25 protein-coding genes and 1 pseudogene are annotated in these 24,718 nt (G+C 71.4%); 23 read left to right on the forward strand and 3 right to left on the reverse strand.

Annotated features, from left to right (window positions below; all coding sequences use genetic code 11):
- Positions 1–9 precede the first annotated feature (9 nt).
- Positions 10–1,062, reverse strand: a complete 1,053-nt coding sequence (locus tag HG542_RS15925; protein WP_229922663.1) for a methyltransferase — start codon at positions 1,060–1,062, stop codon at positions 10–12.
- Positions 1,063–1,253: 191 nt separating this feature from the next.
- Between HG542_RS15925 and HG542_RS15930 the strand changes: the two genes are divergently transcribed.
- The 18 genes and pseudogenes from HG542_RS15930 to HG542_RS16015 all read left to right on the forward strand — a co-directional run bounded on the left by HG542_RS15930 (position 1,254) and on the right by HG542_RS16015 (position 15,965).
- Positions 1,254–2,783, forward strand: a complete 1,530-nt coding sequence (locus HG542_RS15930; protein WP_171081931.1) for a peptide MFS transporter — start codon at positions 1,254–1,256, stop codon at positions 2,781–2,783.
- A gap of 78 nt (positions 2,784–2,861) precedes the next feature.
- The gene (locus HG542_RS15935) at positions 2,862–3,440 is read left to right on the forward strand and encodes a PadR family transcriptional regulator (protein WP_171081933.1); all 579 of its coding nucleotides are present in this window, start codon (positions 2,862–2,864) and stop codon (positions 3,438–3,440) included.
- 132 nt (positions 3,441–3,572) lie between these two features.
- Positions 3,573–3,896: a TcmI family type II polyketide cyclase gene (locus HG542_RS15940; protein ID WP_171081936.1), complete on the forward strand. Its 324-nt coding sequence runs from the start codon at positions 3,573–3,575 to the stop codon at positions 3,894–3,896.
- Positions 3,897–3,943: 47 nt separating this feature from the next.
- Positions 3,944–4,369, forward strand: a complete 426-nt coding sequence (locus HG542_RS15945; RefSeq protein WP_171081938.1) for a cupin domain-containing protein — start codon at positions 3,944–3,946, stop codon at positions 4,367–4,369.
- Complete coding sequence (locus HG542_RS15950; protein WP_171081940.1) at positions 4,366–5,634, forward strand: beta-ketoacyl-[acyl-carrier-protein] synthase family protein; 1,269 nt, start codon at positions 4,366–4,368, stop codon at positions 5,632–5,634. Before HG542_RS15945 ends, HG542_RS15950 begins: the two co-directional genes overlap by 4 nt.
- Positions 5,631–6,911, forward strand: a complete 1,281-nt coding sequence (locus HG542_RS15955; RefSeq protein ID WP_171081942.1) for a beta-ketoacyl synthase N-terminal-like domain-containing protein — start codon at positions 5,631–5,633, stop codon at positions 6,909–6,911. Before HG542_RS15950 ends, HG542_RS15955 begins: the two co-directional genes overlap by 4 nt.
- A 69-nt stretch (positions 6,912–6,980) precedes the next feature.
- Positions 6,981–7,223 carry an acyl carrier protein gene (locus HG542_RS15960; protein WP_171081944.1) on the forward strand — a complete coding sequence of 81 codons (243 nt, stop codon included), beginning with the start codon at positions 6,981–6,983 and terminating at the stop codon, positions 7,221–7,223.
- 2 nt (positions 7,224–7,225) lie between these two features.
- Entirely contained in the window at positions 7,226–7,705 is a 480-nt protein-coding gene (locus HG542_RS15965; RefSeq protein WP_171081946.1) for an SRPBCC family protein, read from the forward strand.
- Between the two features lie 20 nt (positions 7,706–7,725).
- Positions 7,726–8,187, forward strand: coding sequence for an anthrone oxygenase family protein (locus HG542_RS15970; protein WP_171081947.1), 462 nt, complete (start codon positions 7,726–7,728; stop codon positions 8,185–8,187).
- A 53-nt stretch (positions 8,188–8,240) separates the two neighbouring features.
- Complete coding sequence (locus HG542_RS15975) at positions 8,241–8,969, forward strand: SDR family NAD(P)-dependent oxidoreductase (protein ID WP_171081949.1); 729 nt, start codon at positions 8,241–8,243, stop codon at positions 8,967–8,969.
- A 58-nt stretch (positions 8,970–9,027) separates the two neighbouring features.
- Complete coding sequence (locus HG542_RS15980; RefSeq protein ID WP_171081951.1) at positions 9,028–9,354, forward strand: antibiotic biosynthesis monooxygenase family protein; 327 nt, start codon at positions 9,028–9,030, stop codon at positions 9,352–9,354.
- On the forward strand, positions 9,351–9,668 hold the full coding sequence (locus HG542_RS15985; protein WP_171081952.1) for an antibiotic biosynthesis monooxygenase family protein: 318 nt from the start codon (positions 9,351–9,353) through the stop codon (positions 9,666–9,668). The genes HG542_RS15980 and HG542_RS15985 overlap by 4 nt, the downstream gene beginning before the upstream one ends.
- A gap of 37 nt (positions 9,669–9,705) precedes the next feature.
- Positions 9,706–10,161: an anthrone oxygenase family protein gene (locus tag HG542_RS15990; protein WP_171081954.1), complete on the forward strand. Its 456-nt coding sequence runs from the start codon at positions 9,706–9,708 to the stop codon at positions 10,159–10,161.
- 34 nt (positions 10,162–10,195) lie between these two features.
- A complete protein-coding gene (locus tag HG542_RS15995; protein ID WP_171081956.1) occupies positions 10,196–10,933 on the forward strand; it encodes an SDR family NAD(P)-dependent oxidoreductase in 738 nt (245 codons plus the stop codon).
- Between the two features lie 57 nt (positions 10,934–10,990).
- Positions 10,991–11,371 (forward strand): SchA/CurD-like domain-containing protein, encoded by a 381-nt coding sequence (locus HG542_RS16000; protein ID WP_171081958.1) that lies wholly within the window; start codon positions 10,991–10,993, stop codon positions 11,369–11,371.
- Between the two features lie 33 nt (positions 11,372–11,404).
- A pseudogene (locus tag HG542_RS36035) lies at positions 11,405–12,289 on the forward strand (NAD(P)-dependent oxidoreductase); the annotation flags it as partial.
- Between the two features lie 5 nt (positions 12,290–12,294).
- A complete protein-coding gene (locus HG542_RS16010; protein WP_218039042.1) occupies positions 12,295–14,820 on the forward strand; it encodes a PEP/pyruvate-binding domain-containing protein in 2,526 nt (841 codons plus the stop codon).
- Positions 14,817–15,965: a nucleotide disphospho-sugar-binding domain-containing protein gene (locus HG542_RS16015; RefSeq protein ID WP_171081960.1), complete on the forward strand. Its 1,149-nt coding sequence runs from the start codon at positions 14,817–14,819 to the stop codon at positions 15,963–15,965. Before HG542_RS16010 ends, HG542_RS16015 begins: the two co-directional genes overlap by 4 nt.
- Positions 15,966–16,029: 64 nt before the next feature.
- Here HG542_RS16015 and HG542_RS16020 read toward each other — a convergent pair whose 3' ends face one another.
- A complete protein-coding gene (locus HG542_RS16020) occupies positions 16,030–17,919 on the reverse strand; it encodes an AfsR/SARP family transcriptional regulator (protein ID WP_255315957.1) in 1,890 nt (629 codons plus the stop codon).
- A 281-nt stretch (positions 17,920–18,200) separates the two neighbouring features.
- Positions 18,201–19,259: an NAD-dependent epimerase/dehydratase family protein gene (locus HG542_RS16025; RefSeq protein ID WP_171081962.1), complete on the reverse strand. Its 1,059-nt coding sequence runs from the start codon at positions 19,257–19,259 to the stop codon at positions 18,201–18,203.
- 223 nt (positions 19,260–19,482) lie between these two features.
- Between HG542_RS16025 and HG542_RS16030 the strand changes: the two genes are divergently transcribed.
- The 5 genes from HG542_RS16030 to HG542_RS16050 all read left to right on the forward strand — a co-directional run bounded on the left by HG542_RS16030 (position 19,483) and on the right by HG542_RS16050 (position 24,678).
- Positions 19,483–20,673, forward strand: a complete 1,191-nt coding sequence (locus tag HG542_RS16030; RefSeq protein WP_171081963.1) for a nucleotide disphospho-sugar-binding domain-containing protein — start codon at positions 19,483–19,485, stop codon at positions 20,671–20,673.
- Positions 20,674–20,831: 158 nt separating this feature from the next.
- Positions 20,832–22,028 (forward strand): nucleotide disphospho-sugar-binding domain-containing protein, encoded by a 1,197-nt coding sequence (locus tag HG542_RS16035; RefSeq protein WP_171081965.1) that lies wholly within the window; start codon positions 20,832–20,834, stop codon positions 22,026–22,028.
- A 24-nt stretch (positions 22,029–22,052) separates the two neighbouring features.
- Positions 22,053–22,886 carry a class I SAM-dependent methyltransferase gene (locus HG542_RS16040; RefSeq protein ID WP_171081967.1) on the forward strand — a complete coding sequence of 278 codons (834 nt, stop codon included), beginning with the start codon at positions 22,053–22,055 and terminating at the stop codon, positions 22,884–22,886.
- A complete protein-coding gene (locus HG542_RS16045; RefSeq protein ID WP_171081969.1) occupies positions 22,883–23,836 on the forward strand; it encodes an ABC transporter ATP-binding protein in 954 nt (317 codons plus the stop codon). Before HG542_RS16040 ends, HG542_RS16045 begins: the two co-directional genes overlap by 4 nt.
- Positions 23,833–24,678, forward strand: coding sequence for an ABC transporter permease (locus HG542_RS16050; RefSeq protein WP_171081971.1), 846 nt, complete (start codon positions 23,833–23,835; stop codon positions 24,676–24,678). Before HG542_RS16045 ends, HG542_RS16050 begins: the two co-directional genes overlap by 4 nt.
- Positions 24,679–24,718: the final 40 nt, after the last annotated feature.

Raw genomic sequence — 24,718 nt, forward strand, 5'->3', positions numbered from 1 at the left:
GCCGGTGCATCACGCGGACTTCTTCGGCTCTGCGGGCTTGCGGGCGATGACGAGCGTGTCGTGTTCGCCGAGCGGCACGGTCTGCACCGACTCCAGGCCCGCGTCGGCGAGCCACGCGGTGCACTCGGCCAGGGTGTACTCGGAACCACCGTTGGTGATCAGCTGCATGTTGAGGCTGATGAGCGTGTTCCACGGATCGTCCGGGGCCTCCTCGAGCAACTGGTCGTAGATGAGGAGCGCACCGCCCGGGCGCACGGCGTCCGCCATCTTCCTGACGAGCCGGGCCCGTTCGTCGGGCGTCCAGTCGTGCAGCACGTGGCCCGTGACGACGATGTCGGCGCTCGGCAGGTCGTCGACGAAGAAGTCGCCGCCGGTGAAGGCCGCCCGGTCGGTGAGGCCGAAGCCGGCGATGTGCTCGTCGAACATCGGCGCAATGGCCGGAAGGTCGAAGACGCCGCCGGTGAGGTGCGGTTGTGCCATCAGCACCTGGGCGAGGAGATTGCCGCGGGCACCGCCGACGTCGAGAACCGTGCGGTGCTCGCTCCAGTCGAAGGCAGCGGCGAGGTGCGGACCGAGAGGGCCGCTGACGGCGTCCATCATCCGCAGGAAGTTCCGCAGGTGGCCGGGGTCCGCCATCATGCGCTCGAAGGCGGCCGCCTGGTCCTCGCGGCCCGCAAGCTGCGGATCTCCCGTGCGCAGCAGGCCGGTCAGCCCGGACCAGGCCGGGTACATCATCCGGTTGGCCCGCTCGAGGAACGCACCGGAGTACTCCGGCTTCGCCTTGTCGAGGAAGCGGTCGGCGGCCGGCGCATTGGTGTAGGTGTCGCCGTCCTTGCGCAGCAGCCCGAAGCACACGAGAGCGGTCAGGAAGTCCCGGGCGCCGCGCGGGTGCAGGCCGATCTTCTCGCACAACTGCTGCTCGGTGGCCGGTCCGGCTGCGAGGGTGCTGAACAGGTCGAGTTCGATGGCACTGAGGACCACTTTCGCCTGGGCGAAGGCGATGCCGATGCGGTTGATGTCGTCCAGCGTGGACGGCTCTGCGGTCAGTGGAATGTGCGTCACGTGGTCTGAGCCCCTTTCCCGGCGTTGACGCCGATCACACGGCACACGCTGGCACCGGGCGTTCGAGCACAGATCCAGGACGCGTCGGCGCACCGTGCCGGATCCCACCGCCCCAACTGCACCCCAACCGGCCCCGAAGGGTGCCGGAGAGGCTGGACGGAGGCCGTGTCGAGGTGAAAGAGGAGAGGCCGATGTCTGGTTCGGGTGGCGGTACCGTCCATACGCCGCGGGGGGTGCTGGGCCAGCCGAGATGGTTCGTCACCCTGTTCCTCACGGACATGTGGGAACGGTTCAGCTTCTTCGGGATGCACGCCATTCTCGTGCTGTTCGCCGTGGCAGCGCCGCAGGACGGGGGGCTCGGGCTGCCCAGGACGCAGGCGCTGGCACTGTTCGGTGCCTATGTGGGCGTGGTGTTCATCGCGGCCATGCCGGGCGGCTGGGTGGGCGACCGGATCCTGGGCGAGCGGCGGTCCACGCTCGTCGGCGGTGTCGTGATCGCGACGGGGCACTACACCATGCTGCTGCCGTCGGCGGCCGCAGCCTATGCGGGCCTCGCCCTGATCGCCTGTGGCACGGGCCTGTTGAAGCCCAACATGCTGGCCCTGCTCGGGAGGTTCTTCGGCCCGGGCCGGAGCGCCGAACGGGAAGCCACACTGTCGGTGTTCTACGTCAGCATCCAGATCAGCGCCCTGGCCGCTCCGTTGGTGACGGGCTTCCTGGGGGAAACGGTCGACTGGCACCTGGGCTTCGGTGCCGCGGGTGTCGGCATGACCTTCGGAGTGATCCAATTCGCCTGGGGCAGCCGCTCCTTCGGCGACGTGGGGCGGGAGCCGGGCCACCGGGCGACGCCGGCGGAAGTGCGCCGGGCGGCTCGTGCCACGGCGCTCGCGGTCCTGGTCGTCGCCGCCCTGGTCTGCGCCGACGTGGCGAGCGGCGCGTTCGGGCTGATGCACGTGGTGGCGGCCATGGGTCTGCTCACCATGGTCGCGCCGGTGTTGTGCTTCCTCGGGCTGCGGAGGAACGCCGCGCTCGGCACCGCGGATCGCGCACGGGTGACGGCCTTCGGCTGGGTGCTCGCGGCGACGGCGCTGTTCTGGATGTACGTGATCCAGGCGAGCTCCTTGCTCGGCCTGTTCGCGAAGCGCTCCGTCGACCGGCATCTGGCCGGGTTCGAGCTTCCTGCGAGCTGGTTCCAGTCGGCGACACCGCTGTTCATGCTGCTGATCGCACCCGTGGCGGCGTGGCTGTGGACGAGGTCGGGCGACCGGGTGTCGCTGCCGGTGAAAATGGCGCTCGGGCTCGGCGCGGCAGCGGCCGGCATGGCCGTCATGAGCGGGGCCGCCGTCTGCGCCTCGGACGGCAGCCTGGTGTCGCCTCTGTGGCTTGTCGCGGTCTTCTTCCTGCTGGCGTGCGGCGAGGTGGTCCTGGCACCGGTCGGGCTGAGCGCCTCCGCGGACATCGCCCCGGGCTCCTTCGCCGGCCGGACGATGGGCCTGTACTGGATGTGTTCCGCGCTGGGCGCGGGCGTGGGCAGCCAGTTGGTGCACCTCGTGGACGTGCTGCCGCAGTCCGTCTATTTCCTGGTGCTCTCGGCGGTCGGCGCGGGTGCGGCCGCGGCCCTGCTGGCGGGACGCCGCGCACTGACCGCCCGGCTCACGGTGGACGCCGGGCGGCCGGAGGCGGCGGAGCGCGTCACCGCGGAGGCGGCCGCCGGCCGGTAGACCGCTCGGACCCGCCTTCGTGAAATTGCCGGGAAGAACACCGGAAATACTGTCCGGGAAAATAATTCGGGAACTTCGATGAGCCGTCTGGAACTCTCCTGCGACACACCTTCTCTCGTCGCCCTGTGTTTTCTGGGTGAACGGGACATGCATCCGTACGAGATGCTCCGCCTTCTCCATGAGCGGCACAAGGAGAAGGTGGTCAGAGGACTGCCTCGCAGCATCTACCGAGCCGTCGAGAGACTCTGTGGAGCGGGTCTCGTCGAGCCGGTGGGAACGACACGGTCGGGGCGGCGCCCGGAGCGGACCGTGTACCGGATCACGGAGGACGGCAGGGAGGTCATGGTCGCGGAACTGGCGGCACGGACCTCCACGCCCGACAGTGAACTCCCGTCCTTCGCCGCCACGTTGTCGCTGATCGGCAGCCTTCCCGACGAGCTGCTCGCCCCGGCGCTGCGGGATCGCTGCATACGGCTGGAGGGCGCCCTCGCCGACCTCGGGAAGCAGGCCGATCTCGCCGCTCCGTACGTGACCCGGGACCGCCTGGTCGAACTCCACTATCTGCAGGCCGTTCGTTCCGCGGAGTTGAGCTGGGTGAAATCCCTGCTCGCCGAAGTCGGATCACGGACGGCGAATACCGCGGTGGAGTGTTTCTAGATCTGTTCTCTAAGGCCGGCCGGAACGATGTGAGAACTTCCGCTCGCCGGCCCCGTAAATGGCCCTGGCGAGCAGCCTGTTGCGGCAGCGACGGCGGGCAGAGGGAAAACGAGCGAACGGAGGGACAGCACGGTGGAACGCAGGCTCATCGTGGCACGGATGGATCCAGGAGACGCGCAGTCGGTGGCCGAGGTGTTCGCCGAGTCGGACGCGGGGGCACTGCCCGGGCTCATCGGTGTGACCGGACGCTCGCTCTTCCACTACAACGGCCTGTACTTCCACCTCATCGAGGCGGAGACATCCGTGCGGGAGCGCATCGACGCGAAGAAGACGGACCCGCTGTTCCAGGACGTCAGCAGGAAGCTCGAGCCGTACATCGCGCCGTACGACCCGCAGACCTGGCAGGGCCCGGCCGACGCCATGGCCACCCGCTTCTACAGCTGGCGGGCCAAGTGACCGCCGGCCGGACCCCCACGCCCGAACCCCAGAGGAAGGCAGCCACCATGGCCGAGACCCCGCGTGCAGTCGCCTTGGCGGACGTCGAGCCCAACCGCCGCCGGGGCGGCGAACTCCGCGTCGTCCTGGGCCCGAAGACGGCAGGGGCGACGACCGGGTTCATGGGTGTCCTGACGCTGCAGCCCGGCGAGTTCGTCAGCGAGCACTACCACCCCTACTCGGAGGAGTTCCTGTACGTCGTGCGGGGCACGGCAACCGCACGCCTGGACGGCGAGGAAGTCTCCGTGTCCGCGGGCGAGGGCCTGCTGGTGCCTCGCTCGATGCGCCACCGCGTCGAGAACAACGGCACCGAAACGGTCGAGGCGGTCTTCCATCTGGGCCCGCTGGCTCCCCGCCCGGAGCTCGGCCACGTGGACACCGAGCCGCTGCCCGCGCCGGAGGAGCCCCAGCCGCAGGTGGGAGGCGCCGAATGAGTGCCCGTCGGGCCGTCATCACCGGCATCGGCGTCGTGGCACCCGGAGGCATCGGAACCAAGGCGTTCTGGTCGCTGCTGACCGATGGCAGGACCGCCACCCGGCCCATATCGCTGTTCGACGCCTCGGACTTCCGCTCCCGCGTCGCAGCCGAGTGCGACTTCGACGCCGAGGCCGAGGGGCTGACCGCCCTGGAGGCCCGCACCCTGGACCGCGCCGCCCAGTTCGCGGCGGTCTGCGCCGACCAGGCGCTGGCCGACAGCGGCCTCGACGTGACGACCGTGCGTCCGCATCGCTTCGGCGTGACCATCGGCAGCGCCGTGGGCGCCTCCACCGGCCTCGAGAACGAATACCTCGCCCTCTCGCAGCACGGCCGCAACTGGGTGGTCGACTCCGCCCCGGCAGCGGAACGGCTGCGGGAGCACCTGGTGCCCAGCAGCTTCGCCGCCCACGTGGCGCGGCGCAGCGGCGCGCAGGGCCCGGTCGCCACCGTCTCGACCGGCTGCACGTCGGGGCTCGACGCCGTCGGGCACGCCGTGGCGCTGATCGAGGAGGGCACCACCGACGTGATGCTGGCCGGTGCCTCCGACGCACCGATCACACCGATCACGGTGGCCTGCTTCGACAGCATCAAGGCCACCACGCCGGAGAACGACGACCCCGAGCACGCCTCCCGGCCGTTCGACCGGGACCGCAAGGGGTTCGTCCTGGGCGAAGGCGCCGCGGTCTTCGTGCTGGAGGAGTACGGGAGCGCGCTGCGGCGCGGCGCGCACATCTACGGCGAGATCGCCGGCTTCGCCACCCGCAGCAACGCCTACCACATGACCGGTCTGCGCCCGGACGGCCGCGAACTGGCGGAGGCGGCACGCGTGGCGCTGAGCCGCGCCCGCATGGCCGCCACCGGCGTCGACTACGTCAACGCCCACGGCTCGGGAACCAAGCAGAACGACCGGCACGAGACCGCCGCGGTCAAGGCGGCGCTGGGACGGCACGCCTACGACGTTCCGGTGAGCTCCATCAAGTCGATGATCGGGCACTCGCTCGGCGCCATCGGATCACTGGAGATCGCGGCCTGCGCACTGGCGCTGGAACACCAGGTGGTGCCGCCCACGGCGAACCTGCGGACGGCCGATCCCGAGTGCGACCTGGACTACGTGCCGGTGACCGCACGCGAGGCGCGCCTGGACGGCGTGCTCACCCTCGGCAGCGGTTTCGGCGGCTTCCAGAGCGCCATGGTCCTCTCGAAGCCCGGGAGGGCCGCATGAGCACGACCGTATCCGAGTCCACGGTGCAGGCCGGGAGCGGTTGTCCGGAGCAGCCGGCGGCCGAAGCGCTGATCACCGGCATCGGCATGCTCGCGCCCAACGGCGCGCATACCGAGGAGATCTGGGCGAACGTCCTGGCAGGCCGGACCGGAATCCGGCCCGTCAGCCGCTTCCGGCCCAAGGGACCGGTGCGGCTGGCCGGTGAGGTCGCGGACGACGCGTTCCTCCAGGCCGTCCCCAGCCGCCTGCGCGCGCAGACCGACCGCTGGACGCAGATGGCCGTGGCGGCGTCCGACGCAGCCCTGGAGGACGCCGGGCTGGCGGACGCCGGCACCCGGCCGTACGACCCCTTCGACATGGCCGTCATCACGGCCAGTTCCTCCGGTGGCAACGAGTTCGGGCAGCGAGAGCTGAGCCGCCTGTGGACCGAGGGACCGCAGCGCGTGTCGGTCTACCAGTCCATCGCATGGTTCTACGCCGCGACGACGGGCCAGCTCTCGATCCGGCACGGGATGCAGGGACCGTGCGGCGTCGTGGTCGCGGACCAGGCCGGCGGGCTCGACGCCCTCGCACAGGCCCGGCGCGTGCTGCGCTCCGGCACGGGGCTGGTCCTCACCGGGGGGATGGAGGCCCCTCTGTCGCCGTACGCCCTCACCTGCCTCGATTCGGACGGGACCGTCAGCCACGCGACCGATCCGGCCCGTGCCTACCTCCCCTTCCACGAGGGCGCCACGGGCTGGGTGCCCGGCGAGGGCGGTGCGATCCTCGTCGTCGAGGAATCCACGGCCGCGCGCAGCCGCGCGGTGCCGCACGTGTACGGCCGGCTGGCCGGCCACGCGGCGACGTTCGACTCGCCCTCGGCACCCCCCGGCAGCGGGCTGCTGGCCGCAGCCGGCGCCGCGCTGGAGGACGCGGGGGTCGAACCGTCCCGGGTCGACGTCGTGTTCGCCGATGCGGCAGGGGTGCGAAGCCAGGACGAGGCCGAAATCCGCGTGCTGACCGAGCTGTTCGGACCGCGGGGCGTACCGGTGACCGCGCCCAAGACGATGACGGGCCGCCTCAATGCCGGCGGCGGACCGCTGGACGTCGCCCTGGCGGTGCTGGCGATGCGCGACGGCGTCATCCCGCCGACCGTGCTGCCCGCGGAGCCGGCTCCCACGCACCCGCTCGACCTCGTCACAGGCCGCCCCCGCACCGCCGCGATCCGCACCGCCCTGGTGCTGGCCCGGGGCGCGGGCGGATTCAACTCCGCCGTCGTACTGACCCAGGCGTACTGACCCGGGCGTACTGACCCAAGGGCACCACACGCCCACAGCACTTCGTTTCCGGAAAGGGACCATCTCATCATGACGCTCGACGAGTTGAGGACGATCATGCGCCAGTGCGGCGTGGAGGACGGCGTCGACCTGGACGGCGACATCCTCGACCGGACGTGGGCCGAGCTGGGCTACGACTCGCTGGCGGTCCTGGAGATCACCACGGCGGTCCAGCACCAGGCGCAGAACCGCATCCCCGAGGACGAGTTGGGGGACCTCCACACCCCCCGCCTGCTCCTGTCCCGCGCCGGCGAGCAGAACCGGGCGGCCTGACCATGGCCATGCACACCGACAACAGTGTCTACGTCGAGGCGCCCATGGAGCTGGTGTGGGAGCGCACCAACGACATCGCCTCGTGGACCGAACTCTTCGACGAGTACGCCGAGTCCTCCGTGCTCTCGCAGGACGGTGACACGGTCACCTTCCGTCTCGCCCTGCACCCGGACGCCGAGGGGCGGGTGTGGAGCTGGGTCTCGCAGCGGTCGATGGACCCGGTCACGCGCACCACGCGCTCGCACCGCGTGGAGACGGGACCGTTCAAGTACATGAGCATCTTCTGGGAGTACGTACCGGACGGCGAAGGCGTCCGCATGCGCTGGGTGCAGGACTTCGAGATGAAGCCGACGGCCCCCCTGGGCGACGCGGCCATGGCCGAGCGCATCAACCGCAACACCCGTCATCAGCAAGCGCGCATCAAGCGACTGCTGGAGGAGGCCGCACAGGAAGCGCGCGTCCTCGTCGGCAGCCCCGAGTAGGTGCGGACACGGAGGCCGAGATGTTCCCGACACTGATCACGGTGCTTCTGGTGTGCACCGGAGTCGCCGCAGGAGACATGTTCTGCACGGCCGTCGGCCTGGCCCCGCTGATGCGTTCCCTGACCTACCGGCAGTACGTGACGACCGTCCAGTTCCTGCAGCCGCGTTACGACCCGGCCATGCCGGTCATCAACACGACGGCGCTGCTGTCCGGCGTGCTGGCCGCGATATGGGCGCCCTCGCCCACCGTGACGGTGCTGCTGGTCTGCGCGGCCGTCCTGGTAACGGGCGTCATCGCGGTGTCGGTCGCCAAGGCCGTGCCCATCAACAGGTTCGTGCTGCGTCTGGACCCGGACGAGGAGCCCGCGGACTGGCGGCGGACGGACCCCCGCACACCGTGGCGGCGGTGGCACCTGGCACGCACGGCGGCGATGACGGGTGCGCTCGTCCTGGACGCCCTCGCCGTGGCGTGCCTGCTGTAGCCGCGGCAGCGCCGTCCCCCATCCCCGTATTTTCGAGCAGAGAGTGAAGTGAGATGCGACTCGACGGAAAGCGCGTCCTGGTCACCGGTGGCACCCGCGGCATCGGGCGCAGCCTGTCCCTGGCCTTCGCCGACGCGGGAGCGAACCTGGTCGCCTGCGGCCGGTCCGACCAGGAGGCCGCCCGGAGCCTGGCCGAGGAACTCCGGGAACGCGGCGGCGACCACCATGTGCTGCACGCCGACGTCACCGAACCGGAGCAGATCGACACCCTCGTCGACGAGTGCCGCACCCGGCTGGGCGGTCTCGACGTGCTGGTCAGCAACGCCGGCGCCATCAGCCACGTGCCCTTCTCCGAGCTGACGCTGGACGAGTGGCGGCGGGTCATCGACACCAACCTGACCGCGGCATACCTGCTGGTCTCCCGGGCCCTGCCCCTGCTGTCCGAGGGCGCTTCGATCGTCTTCGTCGGTTCCCGGTCCGCCCAGGTCGGCATCCCGCTGCGTGCCCACTACACCGCGTCGAAGTCGGGGCTGATCGGCCTGTCGCGCTCGCTGGCCAAGGAGCTGGGGCCGCAGGGCATCCGCGTCAACGTCGTGGCACCCGGCGTGATCGAGACCGCGGACAAGCCGCTGACCGAAGAGATCCGTGCCCGCTACGAGCGGCTCACCGCGCTGGGACGCCTCGGCCAGGGGGAGGAGATCGCCGGCCCCGTGCTGTTCCTGGCCAGCAGCATGTCCGCGTACATGACGGGCGAGACCCTCCACGTCGACGGCGGCATCTGACCCACCCCCACCCGCGGTCCCCGGACGGGGACCGGCCGAAGAAGAGAGCGAAGAGTCCATGTCCGAACAGCAGATCTTCCGCGTGACCCTGCGCATGCAGGTGCACCCCGGCAAGGGCGCAGATTTCGAGCGGGTCTGGCACGACAGCGCCGACACCATCACCGGCCAGCCGGCCAACCTGGGTCAGTGGCTGTCCAAGAGCCTCGACGAGGACGACGTCTACTACATCGTCAGCGACTGGACCGACGAGGAGCGGTTCCGGGAGTACGAGCAGAGCGCGGAGCACCTGGAGCACCGCGGACGGCTGCACCCCTACCGCAGCGCGGGAACCATGGCCACCATGCGCGTCGTGCACCACTTCACGGGCGCGGCGGCGCGGGCATGACCTCGCCCCGGGTACGCGTCCTGGTCTACGCGCGCACGCCGGAGGAGGCTCCGGGACCGGACGCCGTCACCGAGGCGTACCACCGCATCAGCGAGGCCCTGCACGGCACGCCCGGACTGCTCGGCAACGAACTGCTGCACTCCCGTCTCGACCCGCGCCGCTTCGTCGTGATGAGCGAGTGGGAGTCCCTGGACGCCTTCCGGCGCTGGGAGCAGGGCCCCGGCCACCGGGGGACGACCGCTCCGCTGCGCCCCTATCAAGACGCCTCGCAGGGACGTCCGTTCGACGTTCTGACCGTCAGCGCACACTACTGACCAGGAGCACGCACGTGGAACACGCCGGAGGCAACACATGGTTGCCGTCCTGAAAGTCCTCGTCCTCCTCGGCAGCGGCATCACGGCCGGTGTGCTGTTCTGCGTCGCGCTCAGCGTCGTGCCGACGTTCCTGCGGCTCCCACCGCACCGGTACATCGAGGTGCACCGGCTCATCGGTCGCAACTACGACCCGACGATGCCGATCACCGTGCTCTCCGGCACGGTGATCGACATCGCCCTCGCCGTCGCCGAACACCGCGGCACCCCAAGGGTGTTGTTCGGAATCGCCGCGGGGCTGCTGCTCGGCGTATCGGCCGTGTCGCACCTCGCGAACGTGCCCATCAACCGCACGGTCAAGTCGCTTCCGGACGGCGCGGTACCGGACGGCTGGCCCGATCCGCGCAGGCGCTGGCGCAACTGGAACCTGTTGCGGACCGGTTGCGCGGTGGCCGCGCTCGGCACGAACGCGGCAGCCGTCGTACTCGCGGGCTGACGCCCGCCCCCCAATGATCAAGGACGAAGGAATCATGACTCTGGGCCTCGAGGGCAAGCGCATCCTGGTGACGGGCGGCAGCCGCGGCATCGGCAGGGCGACGGCCCTGGCACTCGCCGAGGCGGGGGCATCCCTGGTCGTCACGTACCGCGACGACACCACGGCCGCGGCGGCCGTCGCCGACCGCCTCCGGGAGACCGGCACCCCGCACCGGATGGTGCGTGCCGACCTGACCGACACGGACGCGGTCGCGGGCCTCGCCCGCACCTGCCGCGAAGCCTTCGGCGGCCTGGACGTCCTCGTCAACAACGCCGGCGTGCACGGCCACGCGCCACTCGGCACGCTGGACCTCGCCGAGTGGCGACGCCTGGTGGACACCGATCTGACCTCGATGTTCCTCGTCACCCAGGCGTGTCTGCCGCTGCTCGCCGACAGTGCTTCGGTCATCAACATCGGTGCCTCCGCCGCCCTGCGCGGACGCGCGGGCGCGGCGCACTACACGGCGGCCAAGGCCGGCGTCATCGGTCTGACCCGCTCCCTGTGCAAGGAACTCGGCCCCCGGCGCGGCATTCGTGTGAACACCGTCGCGCCCGGAGTCATCAGCGCGGGAGAGGCGGACCTTCCCCCGCAGGTGGAGCAGCAGGTCCGGGGGATGACCGCCCTCGGCCGGCTCGGCACCCCCGCCGACGTCGCCGGCGCCGTGCTCTATCTGGCCGGCGATCTCTCGCGCTACGTCAGCGGCGTCACCCTGAACGTCGACGGCGGCATGTGACACGCCCTCGCCGTTCCCGACGCCCCTCCCCACGACCAGGAAGAAAAGGAAACATCCATGCCGTACGCAGCCATCACCTATGACGTCAAGCCCGGTTACGACGAGGAGATCGCAGAACTCTTCGCCAACTTCAAGCGGGCCGACACCCCCGTACTGACCGACGAGGCGGGCGAGGAGGTGGGCCGGCTGCTGGGCACCGCCGTGTTCATCAAGGACGGGCTGCTCGTCCGCGTCATCCACTACGAGGGCGACATCAAGGACGTGGGCCGGCACATGTCCCGGCAGCGCGGTGTGCACATCCTCGAGGAGAAGCTCAAGCCCTACCTGGCCTCGCCGCGGGACACCGCGACTCCGGAGCGCTTCCGGCAGCACTTCGCCAACAGCCTGATGCGCTGCATCGCCCAGCTCTCCGTGCCCGCGCCGGCCGCGGCCGGCTGACCCGACGTCTCCAGGAACCGCAAGGGGGAAACCGGCATGGCCGGCAAGGCAATCACTGTCATCGGACTCGGGGCGATGGGCGCGGGCATGGCCTCGCGGCTGCTCGCCTCGGGCTTCGAGGTCACGGTCCACAACCGCACTGCGAGCAAGGCCGAGGAGCTCGCCCGGGCCGGAGCAAAGGTGGCCGGTTCCGTGCGCGAAGCGGTACACGGCGCCGACCGGGTGCTGCTGAGCCTGAGCGACGAGAACGCGGTCGACGCGGTCCTCGCGGAGGCCGAGGGCGCGTGGCATCCGGGCGCGCACCTGCTGGACACCTCCACGGTGTCCGCGGAGCATTCCCGTCGCGTCACCGGGATGCTCGCCGACCGCGGTGTGCACCGTGTGGAGGCATGTCTGCTGGGCAATCCGCAGCAGGCCGGCGCGGGAGAACTCCGCGTGATCACCGCGGGGCCGAAGCACACGGTCGACGGCATCGCCGACATCCTCGACGCCATCGGCCGGGACATCTCCTATCTGGGCCCGACCGGCAACGCGACCACCACGAAGCTGGTCTTCAACCTGCTCCTCGGCGGCCAGCTCGCCGCACTGGCCGAAGCGGTCAACTACGGCATCGCCGCGGGCCTCGACCGCGACCGGCTGCTGAGCGCCATCGGCGCCAGCGGGTTCAGCTCCAAGGTGCTGTCCTTCCGGGCCGACCTCATGCGCCGGCACACCTACCACCCGGCGGCTTTCAAGGCGTCCCTGATGGCCAAGGATCTCGGCCTGGGCACGGACGCGGCACAGGCCGCAGGCGTGCCCACCCCCGTGCTGACCGCCGCGGCGCAGAGCTTCGAGGCCGTCGTCGCCGCCGGATCCGGTGACGCCGACGCCGCGATCGTCCTCGACGTCCTCGGCTCCGCGCCGGATCACAGAAAGTGAACGAAGTGGCCGCTCGACCCATCCCCCAGCCCGAGGACGCCGGACACCCGGCCGGTGGTGCTTCGCCGCTGCTGCGGTCACTGGACGCCGTGAGCACGGGCGACGCCTCCCTCGTCGGCCGCAAAGCAGCCCAGTTGGGGGCCTTGCGGCGCGAGGGCTTCCCCGTGCCGCCCGGTTTGGTCCTCACCGTCGAGGCGTTCGACGCGGTGCTGGACGAGCTGCGCCGGGCCGCGCGTGCACCCGAGGGAGTCGCCGCCGCCGACCTGCCGCTCCCCCCGGAAGTGCTGCACGCCGTCGAGGACATCGCCGCGCGATTCCCCGACACGGAGCTCGCGGTGCGCTCGTCGGGCGTGGCCGAGGACGCACCCGACCGCTCGTACGCCGGCCAGTACACGACCGTGCTCGGCGTCCGTGGCCACGAGGCGCTCGCCGAAGCCGTGCGCACCTGCCTGGCCTCGGCGTTCTCCCGGCAGGTGACGGCCTATCAGGATCCGTCCGGGACGTACCCGGGACTGGCCGTCCTGGTCCAGCCCATGGTCGAGGCCGTGGCCGCCGGGGTCGCCTTCAGCGTGAACCCCGTCGACGGTTCGCGCGACGAGACGGTCGTCAACGCCGTCCGCGGTCTGGGCGAACGGCTGGTGTCGGGACACGCCGCGCCCGACGAGTGGTCGGTCCGCGGCGGTTCGGCCCCGCAGCGCACGGCGGGGGCGGAGGACGCCCTCACCGCCGGCCAGATCGCGCGCGTCGCGCTCCTCACACGCGAGGTGGCCGACTGGGCGGGCTGCCCCCAGGACGTCGAGTGGGCCTGGGCCGACGGCGCCCCCGTCCTCCTCCAGGCCCGCCCGGTCACGGCTCTGCCGAAGGCGCCGGAGCAGATACCCGTCGACGTGGAGATACCGCCGGGGCGCTGGCTGCGCGGCGGCTACACCCTCAAGCCGCTCACGCCCATGAACGTCAGCACCTTGATCCGTGCCGTGAACAAGGGCAGCGAGGGACTGTTCCGGTACGCGTTCGCCGAACGCATCGACGTGCGCAGCCTCGGCGGCTGGTCGTACCTTCGCATCGTGCCCCTGCCGGACGATGCGGCCGTGCGGGAACGCGCGGAGCGCGTCGCGACCGCGGTGCGCGCCGACGAGCCCTTCTCCCTGGTCGAGAGCTGGCACGGAGAGTGGCACCCGCAGCTGGCCCGCCGCACCGCCGAGGCGACGGGCACCGACCTGGGCGCGCTGCCGGACCCGGCACTCCTCGACGAGCTGGGTGAGCGGATCGCCCTGGCCGACCACGCCCAGCATCTGCACTTCCTCGTCGGCGGGGCGTCCAGCCTCGTGTGGGGAGAACTCGGCGTCCTCTGCCGCGACCTCCTCGGGTGGGAGGCCTCCGACGTCCTCCCGCTGCTGACCGGGCTGCCGGGCAAGTCCTCCGAACCCGCCCTGGCCCTGGCGCGGCTCGCCGATCTGGCACGCGAGCGCCCGGGCGTCCGCGCCGAACTCGAGGCGCCCACCGGGGAATCGGTGTCCCGGCTGGAGGAGCACGAGCCCGAATTCGCCGCGGCGTTCGGCCGCTATCTGGAGGACTACGGCCAGCGGTGCCTGGGGGCGGACGTCGCCGAGCCGTCCATGCGGGAGCAGCCGGTCACCGTGCTGCGCCTGATCGCCGGGCAGCTGTCGGCGGGCAGCGATCCGCAGCAGGCCATGCGCCGGACCGTGCGCGAGCGCGAGGCCGCCGCGGACCGGGCGCGTGCCGCACTGGCGTCGGGCCCGGCCGGTGCCGCGGAGCGGTTCGAGCGTTCGCTGGCCCGTGCCGAGCAGGCGTTCCCGCTGCGGGACGACACGGGCTTCTACGCGCATGTGTGCTGGGGCCAGGTGCGCTACGCCCTGCTCGAGCTGGCGGCGCGGCTGGTGCGGCAGGGCCTGCTCCGGACGGCCGACGAGATCTTCCTGCTGACCGTCGAGGAAGCGTGCGACGCCCTGCGGAACGGGACCGGCCTCCAGGACCTGGCCCATCGCCGGGCCGGCGAGCAGAACTGGTCGGCAGCCCACCTGGGGCCCTTGACCTACGGTGAGCCGGAAGCCTCCGTGTCCCTGGACGACGCCCTCGAACCGCTGCCCCCGCACAGCAGGGAGCTTCTCGAGCCCGTCCGGTGGATCGACTCCGTCTCCCACATGGGCGCGCGCGGCTCGGCGGCGGAGGGCGACACACTGCTGAGCGGGACCGGGGTGTCCGCGGGCCGCTACACGGGTACCGTCCGCGTGATCCTCAGCGAGGACGGGTTCGACCGGCTGCGCCCCGGCGACGTACTGGTGTGCCCCGAGACGACACCGCAGTGGTCGGTGCTGTTCGGCTCCATCGGTGCGCTGGTCACCGACACGGGCGGGCTGCTGTCCCATCCGTCGATCCTGGCCCGGGAGCACGGGATCCCCGCCGTGGTCGCCACCGGGAACGCGACCGAGATCCTGCGTGACGGCCAGGTCGTGGAGGTCGACGGCCGAGCGGGCACGGTCAGGGTGCTGGACGCCGGACAGGCCCGATGAGCCGGCGCGGTGCACGGGTGCTCGTGACGGTCTTCCCGGCGGCCTCCCATCTGTATCCCGTGGTGCCCACGGCGTGGGCACTGCGGGCCGCGGGGCACGAGGTCAGGCTGGCGGTCCCCCCGTCGTTCCGGCCCGTGGCCGTCCGCACCGGGCTGCCCGTCGTGCAGGTGGGCCGGGACGCGGACACCGGAGCCGCCTGGCGCGGTTTCGCACCGCCGGCCGATCCGGACGAGGCGGCCGCGGACCGGGCGGCCCGGACCGTGGCCATGTTCGGGTCGGTCGCCGAGGCCGCCGCCGAGGATCTGACGGCCCTCGCCCGCCGTTGGGCGGACGTGGTGGTCTTCGACCCCCGGGCCTACGCCGGGCCGCTGGCGGCCGCACTGGCCGGCCGGCCGGCGGTGCGTTTCCTGTACGGGGTCGACCACACGTATGCGCAACGCTCCCGTGAGGAACCGCTGTTGGAGCCGCTGTGGCGCCGGTGGGGACCGGACACCGTGGACCCGGCCGGTTCCCTGACACTGGACCCGTGCCCGGACGCCCTGCAGACGGACACGCCTCCGGGCAGCCGTGCCGTACGGTACGTGCCCTTCAACGGCGCCTCCCGGGTCCCTGTGCCACTCCACGCACCGGCGGACGTCCCACGGGTGTGTGTCACCTGGGGCACCTCCTCGGGAGCCTCCGCAGGACACCTGGAGCCGCTGCTCCGGGTGCTGGCGGCGCTGGCCCCGCTGCACTGCGAAACGGTGGTGCTGGTCGCGGGCGACCAGCGCGGACTCCTCGGGGACGTTCCCCCCGGCGTGCAGGTGCTGGAGTCCGTCCCGCTGCATGCCGTGCTGCCGGCATGCGACCTGGTGGTGCATCAGGGCGGGGCGGGTACGACGATGACGGCTGCCGCCTGCGGCACCCCCCAGCTGGTCGTGCCGGCCAAGGGGGACCAGCTGGTCCACGCCGGCCGAGTCGTCGCGGCGGGCGTCGGGCGCCGGATCCCGGCCTCGGAACTGTCCGTGCCGGCGGTCCGCACCGCCGTGACGGAGATGCTGCAGGACGGCGGCCTGCGTTCCGCCGCGGCGGACGTGGCCCGTGAAAACCGCGGGCGTCCCTCTCCCGCCGCTGCGGCGGAGGTCCTGGCCGGCCTGATCGCCTGACCCCGGACGAGCCCGGCGCGGGCCGCTCCCCGTCGGGGGGCGGCCCGCGCCGATGTCACACCCGTCAGGCGACCTTGCCCACGTAGGCGCCGACCGGCAGGGCCCGCATGGCGACGTTGAGCCGCCGGGCCGGCAGGATGTGAGGCGGCCTGCGCGCCGGCTGGGGCCGGGTGGGGGCGAGCACGGCCCGCAGCAGGGGGTGCAGCACATAGTGCGGGTCGCCCGGGGTGTTCTCCGGTGCGGCGCGCAGCAGATGACGTGCCGCCAGCCGGTCCAGACTGTCCTCGGTCGCACGAAGGTCCAGGCCCAGCAGCGATGCGACGTATGCGGTGTCGAAGCGGTCGGCTTCGGCCCGGCCCAGTGCGAACAGCGCCTTGCGGTCCTGCGGGGCGAGATCCCCGAAGCCGCGCCGCAGGTAGTCGCACAAGTCGAGGTCCGCCGCCCGGAATTCGGCCAGCATGCCCTCCTGCTCGGCGACCCGCGCGGCCAGCTTGCGCAGGGACCAGTGGCGGTTGACCGCGAGGCGCTCGCCGAGAGCCCGCAAGGCGATGGGCAGTCCGCCGCACCGCTGCACCAGGCCCGCGAGGACGGAGCGCTCCTGGAGGGCCCGGCTCTCGCCGACCATGCCGGCCAGCATGGCGATCCCGTCGCCGGTGTCCATGGACTCGACGACGATGTCGTGGGAGCCGGGCAGCCATCCGGACAACGACCGGCCGGTCACCAGGACGGACCATTGCGGGCCTCCCGGCAGCAACGGACGGATCTGGTCGGCCGTCCGGGCGTCGTCGATGACGAGCAGGCCCTTCATCTGGGCCACCCGGGTGCGGAACATCCGGGCCATCCCCTCCTGTTCGGCGGGAATGTCGTCCGCGGCGGCACCGAGGTCGCGCAGGAATCCGTGCAGGACCTCGGCCGGATCGACCGGCTTTTCCGTGCTGCTCGCGAGACATGCGTACAACTGCGCGTCGGGGAAGCGGGATCGGGCGGCGTGGGCGGCATGCAGGGCCAGGGCGGTCTTGCCGACTCCCGGCATACCGGTGACCGTGACCACCTGGGGCGACCCGCTGTCCGGTACGAGCAGCCGGTCGAGCTCGGCGAGTTCCTGGCCGCGTCCGCAGAAGTCCGAGAGATCTGCGGGGAGTTGTGCGGGCGGCACGGCAACGCGCCGGTTGACGACGGCCCTTGGGGCGGGTTCGAAGCGGAGCCACGTGGCGTCGCTGAGCACCGCCTGGTAGAGCTGCTGGAGATTGGGGGACGGATCGATGCCGAGCTCGTCGTCCAGTCCGCGGCGGACTTCGTGATAGACCTCGAGGGCCTGGGAGCGGCGCTCGCAGCGGTAAAGGGCGACAATGAGCTTGGCGTAGAGCCCCTCGTGCCACGGATGCTTGGCCACGAGCCCGCGCAACTCACCGACGAGTTCCTGATGCCGGCCTATTCGCAGGTCCGCTTCGGCCTGCATGACCAGCGCCTCGAGTCCGGCCTCGTCCAGACGCGCGGCGTGCGCTTCGAGCAGCGGACCGCGGTGGACATCGCACAGCGCCTTGCCGCTCCACACACCGGTCGCCTGGTGGAGTATCTCGGACGCCTTCTTTGCATTCCCGGCCGCAAGTTCCCGTTTCCCGGACTCGACAAGCCGCTCGAAACGGTAGACGTCGATGTTTTCCGGTGCGATGTTCGCCACATAGCCGAGAGGCTTGGTGACAAGTATTTCTTTGCTCGGGCCCACGGCTTCGGAAAGCACCCGGCGCAGCTGATAGACGTACGTCTGCAGCGTGGTGACCGCACTGGCCGGCGGGTCGGACGGCCAGATCTCCTCGATCAGCGAGCTGATCGGCACCAGGCCCCCGTGATGCAGGGCCAGCAGGGCCAGCACACTGCGTTGTTTCGGGGCCGTTGGCGTGAGAATGCGCCCCTCGTGTTCGACTTCGAATGTCCCCAATGCGCGAAAATGCATTATTTACCCCCGTACATAACACTCGCGTGCTGACGATGAAATCGACAGCAGGACCTCGCGAATTCCGACCGGGACCTACCTCCCGGGTTCCCCTGAAGAACTCGCGCGGCAGCCCGGCGCAGGCGGGGCACATAAAGCCCCCTCCCCCGGCACCGAGCTTCAAAGAAAACCTATCGATGCACCATCAGACTGTCAATTGACGGGTTTGTCAGAAACTTCCCCAAACGGACACCGCCCAAGATCCTTTGCGGTTTCATGACCTGCCGTGCACACACCGTCGGTCAGTCGCCCAGTTCCGTCCCGGCCGGCAGCGCCTCGTGGACGAACTCGCGAATTCCCTCTTCGAAAGGAACCGCCGGTCGCCAGCCGAGTTCGTCGCGCAGCCGGGCAGGAGAGGCAACGATATGCCGTACGTCGTCGAAGCGGTACTGCCCGGTAACACGGGGCTCGGGCAAACCGCCGAACCGCGAAATAAGACGGGCGAGTTCCCCCACGCTGCGCGGCGTGCCGCTCGCGACGTTGTACACCCGCCAACCGGGCTCCTCGCGGCGCAGCGCGGCCGCATTGGCGGCGGCGATGTCGCGCACGTGGATGAAGTCCCGCACCATCCTGCCGTCCTCGTACAGGTCGATGGGGGTCCGGCTGCGCACGTGCGACTGGAACGTGCACGTCACACCCGAGTAGCCGGAGTCCTGGCGCATACCCGGTCCGTAGACATGGTGGTAGCGCAGCGCCGTGGCCGTCGCACCGGTCTCGGCCGCCCACGCGGCCGCCAGGTGCTCCTGGGCCAGCTTGGTCGCCCCGTAGACATTGCGCGGGTCGAGCCGGACGTCCTCCCCGACGGTCTCCGGGGTGAGCCGGGCGGCACAGCGCGGGCAGCGCGGCTCGAAACGGCCGGCATCGAGGTCCTGGCGCACCCGGGGGCCCGGCGAGACCGCGCCGTGTTCCGCACAGCGCCACTGGCCCTCCCCGTAGACGATGACCGAGCTGGCCATCGTCAGCCGGCCTATCCCCTGCCGCTGCATCTCCTTGAGGAGCACGGCGGTGCCCAGGTCGTTGCACCCCGCATAGAGCGGAGCGTCGGCGAAGTCGTTGCCGCGCCCGACCGCGGCGGCCTGATGGCACACCGCATCCACACCGCGCAGCGCCGCTTGCACATCGGCCTGCTCACGCACGTCCCCCTGGATGTTCTCGGCGCCCTCGGGCCACGTCACCGACCTGCCGGCGTACACCTGGGGCAACAGGGCGTCGAGGACACGCACGCGGTGCCCCTCTGCGAGCAGCGCGGAGACCACCTGCCGGCCGATGAAGCCGGCGCCTCCGGTGACGAGCACGTGCATGACGATCCTCCGTAATCATGACCCTCGATACACGGACGAGTCTCCATGGAGCTGTTCGAGCACGGATCGACTCTGCTTCGACTCATAGTCCACCGGCCCTCCTCCACCGCCCACGACCTGGGCTTTCGAGTGGGGCAGGGCTCGAACGCGAATCCAATGGGTGCGGTCACAGTGGGGCGTACGCCTGCGCCGTCGTCATGACGGCCCACCCCCGAGGAGACCCATGACCCGCTTCCCGCCGGACGCCGTCCGCGAGCCCAAGCGCATCCTGTTCGTCAGCTGGGGCTGGCGCACCCACCTGTATCCGATGGCCCCCTGGGCCTGGGCACTGCGCGCCGCCGGGCACGACGTCCAGGTGGCGTGCCAGCCCTCCCTCACCGCGGACGCGGCAGCGCTCGGCCTGCCCGCCGTGCCGGCGGGCCCGGACGTCGACGTTCTGCCCGACTTCCGGGGACTCGTCATCGGGAACCGGCCCGGACCGGCGCCGGAGAAGGGCCGGACGCCCCGGGCGCTCGCCCTGTTCGCCCGTCTCGCCGACCTGATGGCCGACGACCTCGTCCACTACGCCCGCGCGTGGCGGCCGGACCTGGTCGTCTTCGACCCGACGGCGTTCGCCGGCCCCCTCGTCGCGGCGGCGGTCGGCGTGCCCGCAGTGCGCTGCCTGTACGGTCCCGATCTGCTCTTCGGCTTCCGGCATCTGCTGCCGGAGCTGCTCGAGCCCACCTGCCGACGGCTCGGCATCGCGGACACGGACGCGATGGGCGACCTGACCCTGGACCCCAACCCGAGCTGCCTGGCGCTGCCCACGGCTCCCGCGCGCATGACCGCGCGGTACGTCCCGTACAACGGGCCGGAGGCCGCCCGGGCCGTACTCGGCCGGACCGAGCGGCGGCGGGTGTGCGTGACATGGGGGCACACCATGTCCGCGCTCGGCGAACGGCACTTCCTGACCGGCGAAGTGGCCAGGACCGTGGCCGAGTTGGACGTCGACGTCGTCGCCATGGTCTCCGGCCGGCAGTTCCCGCTGCTGGGCCGCACCCCCCGCAACGTCCAGGTGCTCGTCGACACCCCCCTGCACCACGTCCTGCCGCACTGCGACCTGCTCGTCTCCCAGGGCGGCGCGGGATCGGTGCTCACGGGGCTCGCCGCGGGCGTGCCGCAGGTGGCCGTGGGCCAGCTCCCCGACCACCTGGCGATCGCCCGGCAACTGGCCGCCGGCGGCGCGGGGAAGGCCCTGGCCCCGGCCGAGGCCGGACCGGAGGCCATCGCCGCCGCCGCGTTCGACGTGCTGGAACGCCCGTCGTTCGCCGTGCAGGCGCGCGGGGCCCGGCAGGAGAACATGGCCCGGCCCGCGCCCACCGAGCTCGTCCGCGAGCTGCTGCGGGTCACGGCAGTGTCCGCGGACGGCGTCTGACGGCCCGGACGGCCCGGCCGATCGATCCTCCAACCGCTCCCCAAGGTGCGGTGCGACGGTGGGTCCGCCGGGCGACGGCCGACGCCTGCGGGCGGGCCGCGGCGCCCCCTTCCCCTCCGCGCCGCCTGCACCGAGGCGGATGAAAGGACGAAGAACGCATGCGCGTGCTGTTCACCGCGTGGGCATGGCCCCCGCACTACTACCCTCTGGTCCCCCTGGCCTGGGCGATGCGGAACGCGGGGCACGAGATCCGGGTGGCGGGTCCGCCCGCACTCGCCGACACCATCACCCACTCCGGCCAGCCCGCCGTGGAGGTCGGCCAGGACTCCGACTTCAGCGAGCTGACACGCGGCACGATGAGCATCGACCGCAACGCCCCCGCGACCCCCGAGCTGTGGCGTGAGCTGCGCAAGCCCAAGGGCGAGCGGGCACTGAAGATGTTCGCGTCCATCGCGGAGACGATGGTCGACGGCCTGGTGGACTTCGCACGGGCCTGGCAGCCCGACCTCGTCGTGCACAGCCCCACCAGCTACGCCGGTGCCATCGCGGCGGCGGCCGTGGGCGTGCCGAACGTGCGCGTGCTGATGGCACCCGACATCGCCTACCGCGGCCGGCACGCCGAGCCTGCGCTGCTCGCCGACATGTGCCGCCGCTTCGGCGTCGACGAGGTGTCGCCGCTGGGCGCGCTCACGGTCGACCCGTGCCCGCCGCGCATCCAGATCCCGTCGGACTATCCGCGCCAGCTGATGCGCTACGTCCCCTACAACGGCCCGGCCGAGATGCCGCACTGGCTGCTCGAGCCGCCGACCCGGCGGCGTGTGTGCATCACCTGGGGCACCACCCTGGCCGCCGTCAACCCGAACCTGGTCCTGGCCGGCCGGATGCTGGAGGCGGTGGCCGATCTGGATGCCGAGGTCATCGTGACCGTGGCACCCAGCCACCGCGAGTTCCTGGGCCCCGTGCCGGAGAACATCCGGGTGGTCGAGGGCCTGCCGCTGCATCTGCTGCTGCCCAGCTGCGATCTGATGATCCATCAGGGCGGCAACGGCACCACCATGACCGGAATGGTCTGCGGGGTGCCGCAGCTGATCGTGCCGCAGTTCCCCGACCAGGCGTTCGTGGCCGAGCGCATGGCGGCCGCGGGCGCGGCCGACGTGCTGCTGCCCGAGGACGCCGAACCCGCCGAAGTGCGCGCACGCGTCACGGACATGCTGGAGAACCCGCGCTGGAAGCGCGACGCCGGCCGGCTGCGCGACGAGGCCGAGGCCCAGCCCGCGCCCACCGACATCGTGCCCGTGCTGGAGAAGCTCGCCCAGGACGGCCGCGCCCGGCACTCGACAGCCCCGACCCTCTGATACCGCGAAGGAAGGCAGACACGCATGCTGGCACGTAAGGAACTTCCGCCCGAGTTCGTCGAGTGGAACAAGCAGTGGGGCGCGCCCTACGGCCACCGCTCGGCACGGCTGATCGAAGAGGGCAAGCGCCCGGTGCAGCGCCCCGCCCAGGCGGTGGCGGACCCCGCGAACCCGGACTACGGACCGTTCGCCTTCCAGCACGCGAGCGGCACCCGGGTGCACGAGTACCCGTGGATGTTCGCCGCAGCCGGCCTGGAACCGGGGATGCGGGTCCTGGACGTCGGCGGCGGACTCAGCGGCCAGCAGTTCGTGGCCGCCAAGGCGGGCTGCGAAGTGGTCAACGTCGACCCGTCCGCACGCGACGACTACAACGTGTGGACCGACCCCGGCTATCTCCCGCTGAGCCCCGAGCTGCACCAGCGGATCAACGACACGTTCGACACCGACGTACGGCTGATCGCCGAGCGGATCCAGGACGCGGACCTGGAGCCGGAGAGCTTCGACCGCGTGCTCTGCCTGTCGGTCCTCGAGCACCTCGACCCCGCGGAGGCCAAGGAGGTCATCGAGGTCTGTGCGCGCCTGCTGCGCCCGGGCGGTCTGATGGTGCTGACCGTCGACCTGTTCCTGGACCTGAAGCCCTTCGGCGTCCTGGAGGAGAACATGTGGGGCATCAACCAGGACGTCGGCGCCGCGATCGCCGACAGCGGCCTGGTCTTGGAGACCGGCGACCCGCGGGAGCTGCTGGGCTTCCCCGAGTTCGACCTCGACCACGTCGTCGCCTCGCTGCCCGAGATCCTGATCGCCCCGCTCTACCCCGTGATGAGCCAGTCGCTGACCCTGCGCAAGCCGCAGACGTGAGCGAAGCGGTGATCGCGGCCACGGGGCTGCGCAAGACGTACCGGACCCGGCAGGGGGAGCGCGAGGCCGTCCGCTCGGTCACCCTGCAGGTCCGGTCCGGCGAGTTCTTCGGACTGCTCGGCCCCAACGGGGCCGGCAAGTCCACGACCATCGGCATGCTCACCACCCTGGTGCAACCCACCGGTGGCAGCGCGCACATCGCCGGCTTCGACGTCGTGCGCCAGTCCCGGGAGGTGCGCCGCCGCATCAGCCTGGTCCACCAGTCCAACGCCGTGGACCGTGAACTGTCGGTGCGGGAGAACCTCGAATTCCGCGGCCGCTACTGGGGCATGGGCAGCCGCGGCGCCCGGGCACGCGCCGACGCCCTGCTGGAGCAGTTCGGCCTGGGCGACCGCCGCGACGCGCTGTTCTACCAGCTTTCCGGCGGCCAGCTGCGGCGCATGCTGATCGCCAGGGCCCTGGTGCACCACCCGGAGGTGCTGTTCCTGGACGAACCGACCGTGGGCATCGACCCGCACAGCCGTGCCCACCTGTGGGACGTCCTCCGGGAACTGCACGGCCGGGGCCAGACGATCCTGATGACCACGCACAACCTCGACGAGGCCGAGCGTTTCTGCCGGCGCGCAGCGATCATCGACGCCGGGCAGGTGCTGGCCTGCGACACCGTCGGTGCGCTGGTCGCCCGGGCGGGCGGCAGGGTGACGGTGAGTGCCACCTACGACGGGCCCGTCGACCTCGCGGCACTGCCCGCGGGCAGCTCGGCCGAGCTGCGCCGGGCCGATGTCCGGGAGGCGACGGTCCATGTGGTCACCGAGAAGCCCGAGGGGCTGCTCGGCGAACTCATCGCCCTCGGCTCCGCGACCGGGCGGCAGCTGCTGGACATGACGACCTCGCGGCCCAGCCTGGAGAACGCATTCCTCGAGCTGACAGGAAGGACCTACCGAGCATGAGTGCCTCCTCGGCCACGCACGCGGTGGCCCGGGCCGCCCCGCCCGTGCGCACCGGCCGGGTCTTCGTCGCCTTCGTGGCACGGGACCTCCGGGTGGTCTTCCGCAAGCAACCGACGGCATTTCTGACCCGGGTGCTGGTGGAGCCGCTGACCCGGATCTTCGTCTTCTCGTACGTGCTGCCGTCCGTCTCCGGCAGGGGACAGCAGCCCGGCGGCTCCTCGTTCAGCACGGTGCTCGCACCGGGGATGCTGGCGACCTCCATGCTGTTCGCCGGAGTGCTGGGCGTGGCCATGCCCATGATCGGCGAGTTGACGTACCCGAAGACAGTCCAGGACCGGCTGCTCACCCCCGCCCCCGTCTGGGCGGTGGGAGCGGCGCGAGCGGTCAGCGGTGCGGTGCAGGCGCTGGTCTCCGTCCTGCTCGTGCTGCCCATCGTGATGTTCGTGCACGCCCCGGGCCAGGCTCCCGACATCCACGTGGCGAACTGGCCGCTGCTGGCGGTCGTCGTGCTCTTCGGTTCGGTGCTGTCGGGCGTGATCGGTCTGTGGCTGGGCACCGCCATCCAGCCGGCCCATGTCAGCGCCCTGTTCGGCCTGGTCATGATGCCCGCGATGATGCTGGGCTGCGTCTACTACCCGTGGGCCTCGCTGGCGGCGATCCCCTGGCTGCACATGCTGGTGCTGCTCAACCCGGTGATGTACCTGAGCGAGGGGCTGCGCGCAGTGCTGACCCCGGGGGCGGCGCATCTGCCCCTGTGGGCCGTTCTGCTGGCTCTCGTCGGCGGCTCCGCCGTGGTCGGCGCCCTGAGCCTCAGGTCGTTCCGGCGTGCGGCGATGGACTGAATCCCGCAACCGCAGTGCCCCGGGCGGGGTCGGCCGTACG

Origin of the sequence: Streptomyces morookaense, assembly GCF_013030945.1 — a bacterium.
GTDB lineage: Bacteria > Actinomycetota > Actinomycetes > Streptomycetales > Streptomycetaceae > Streptomyces > Streptomyces morookaensis.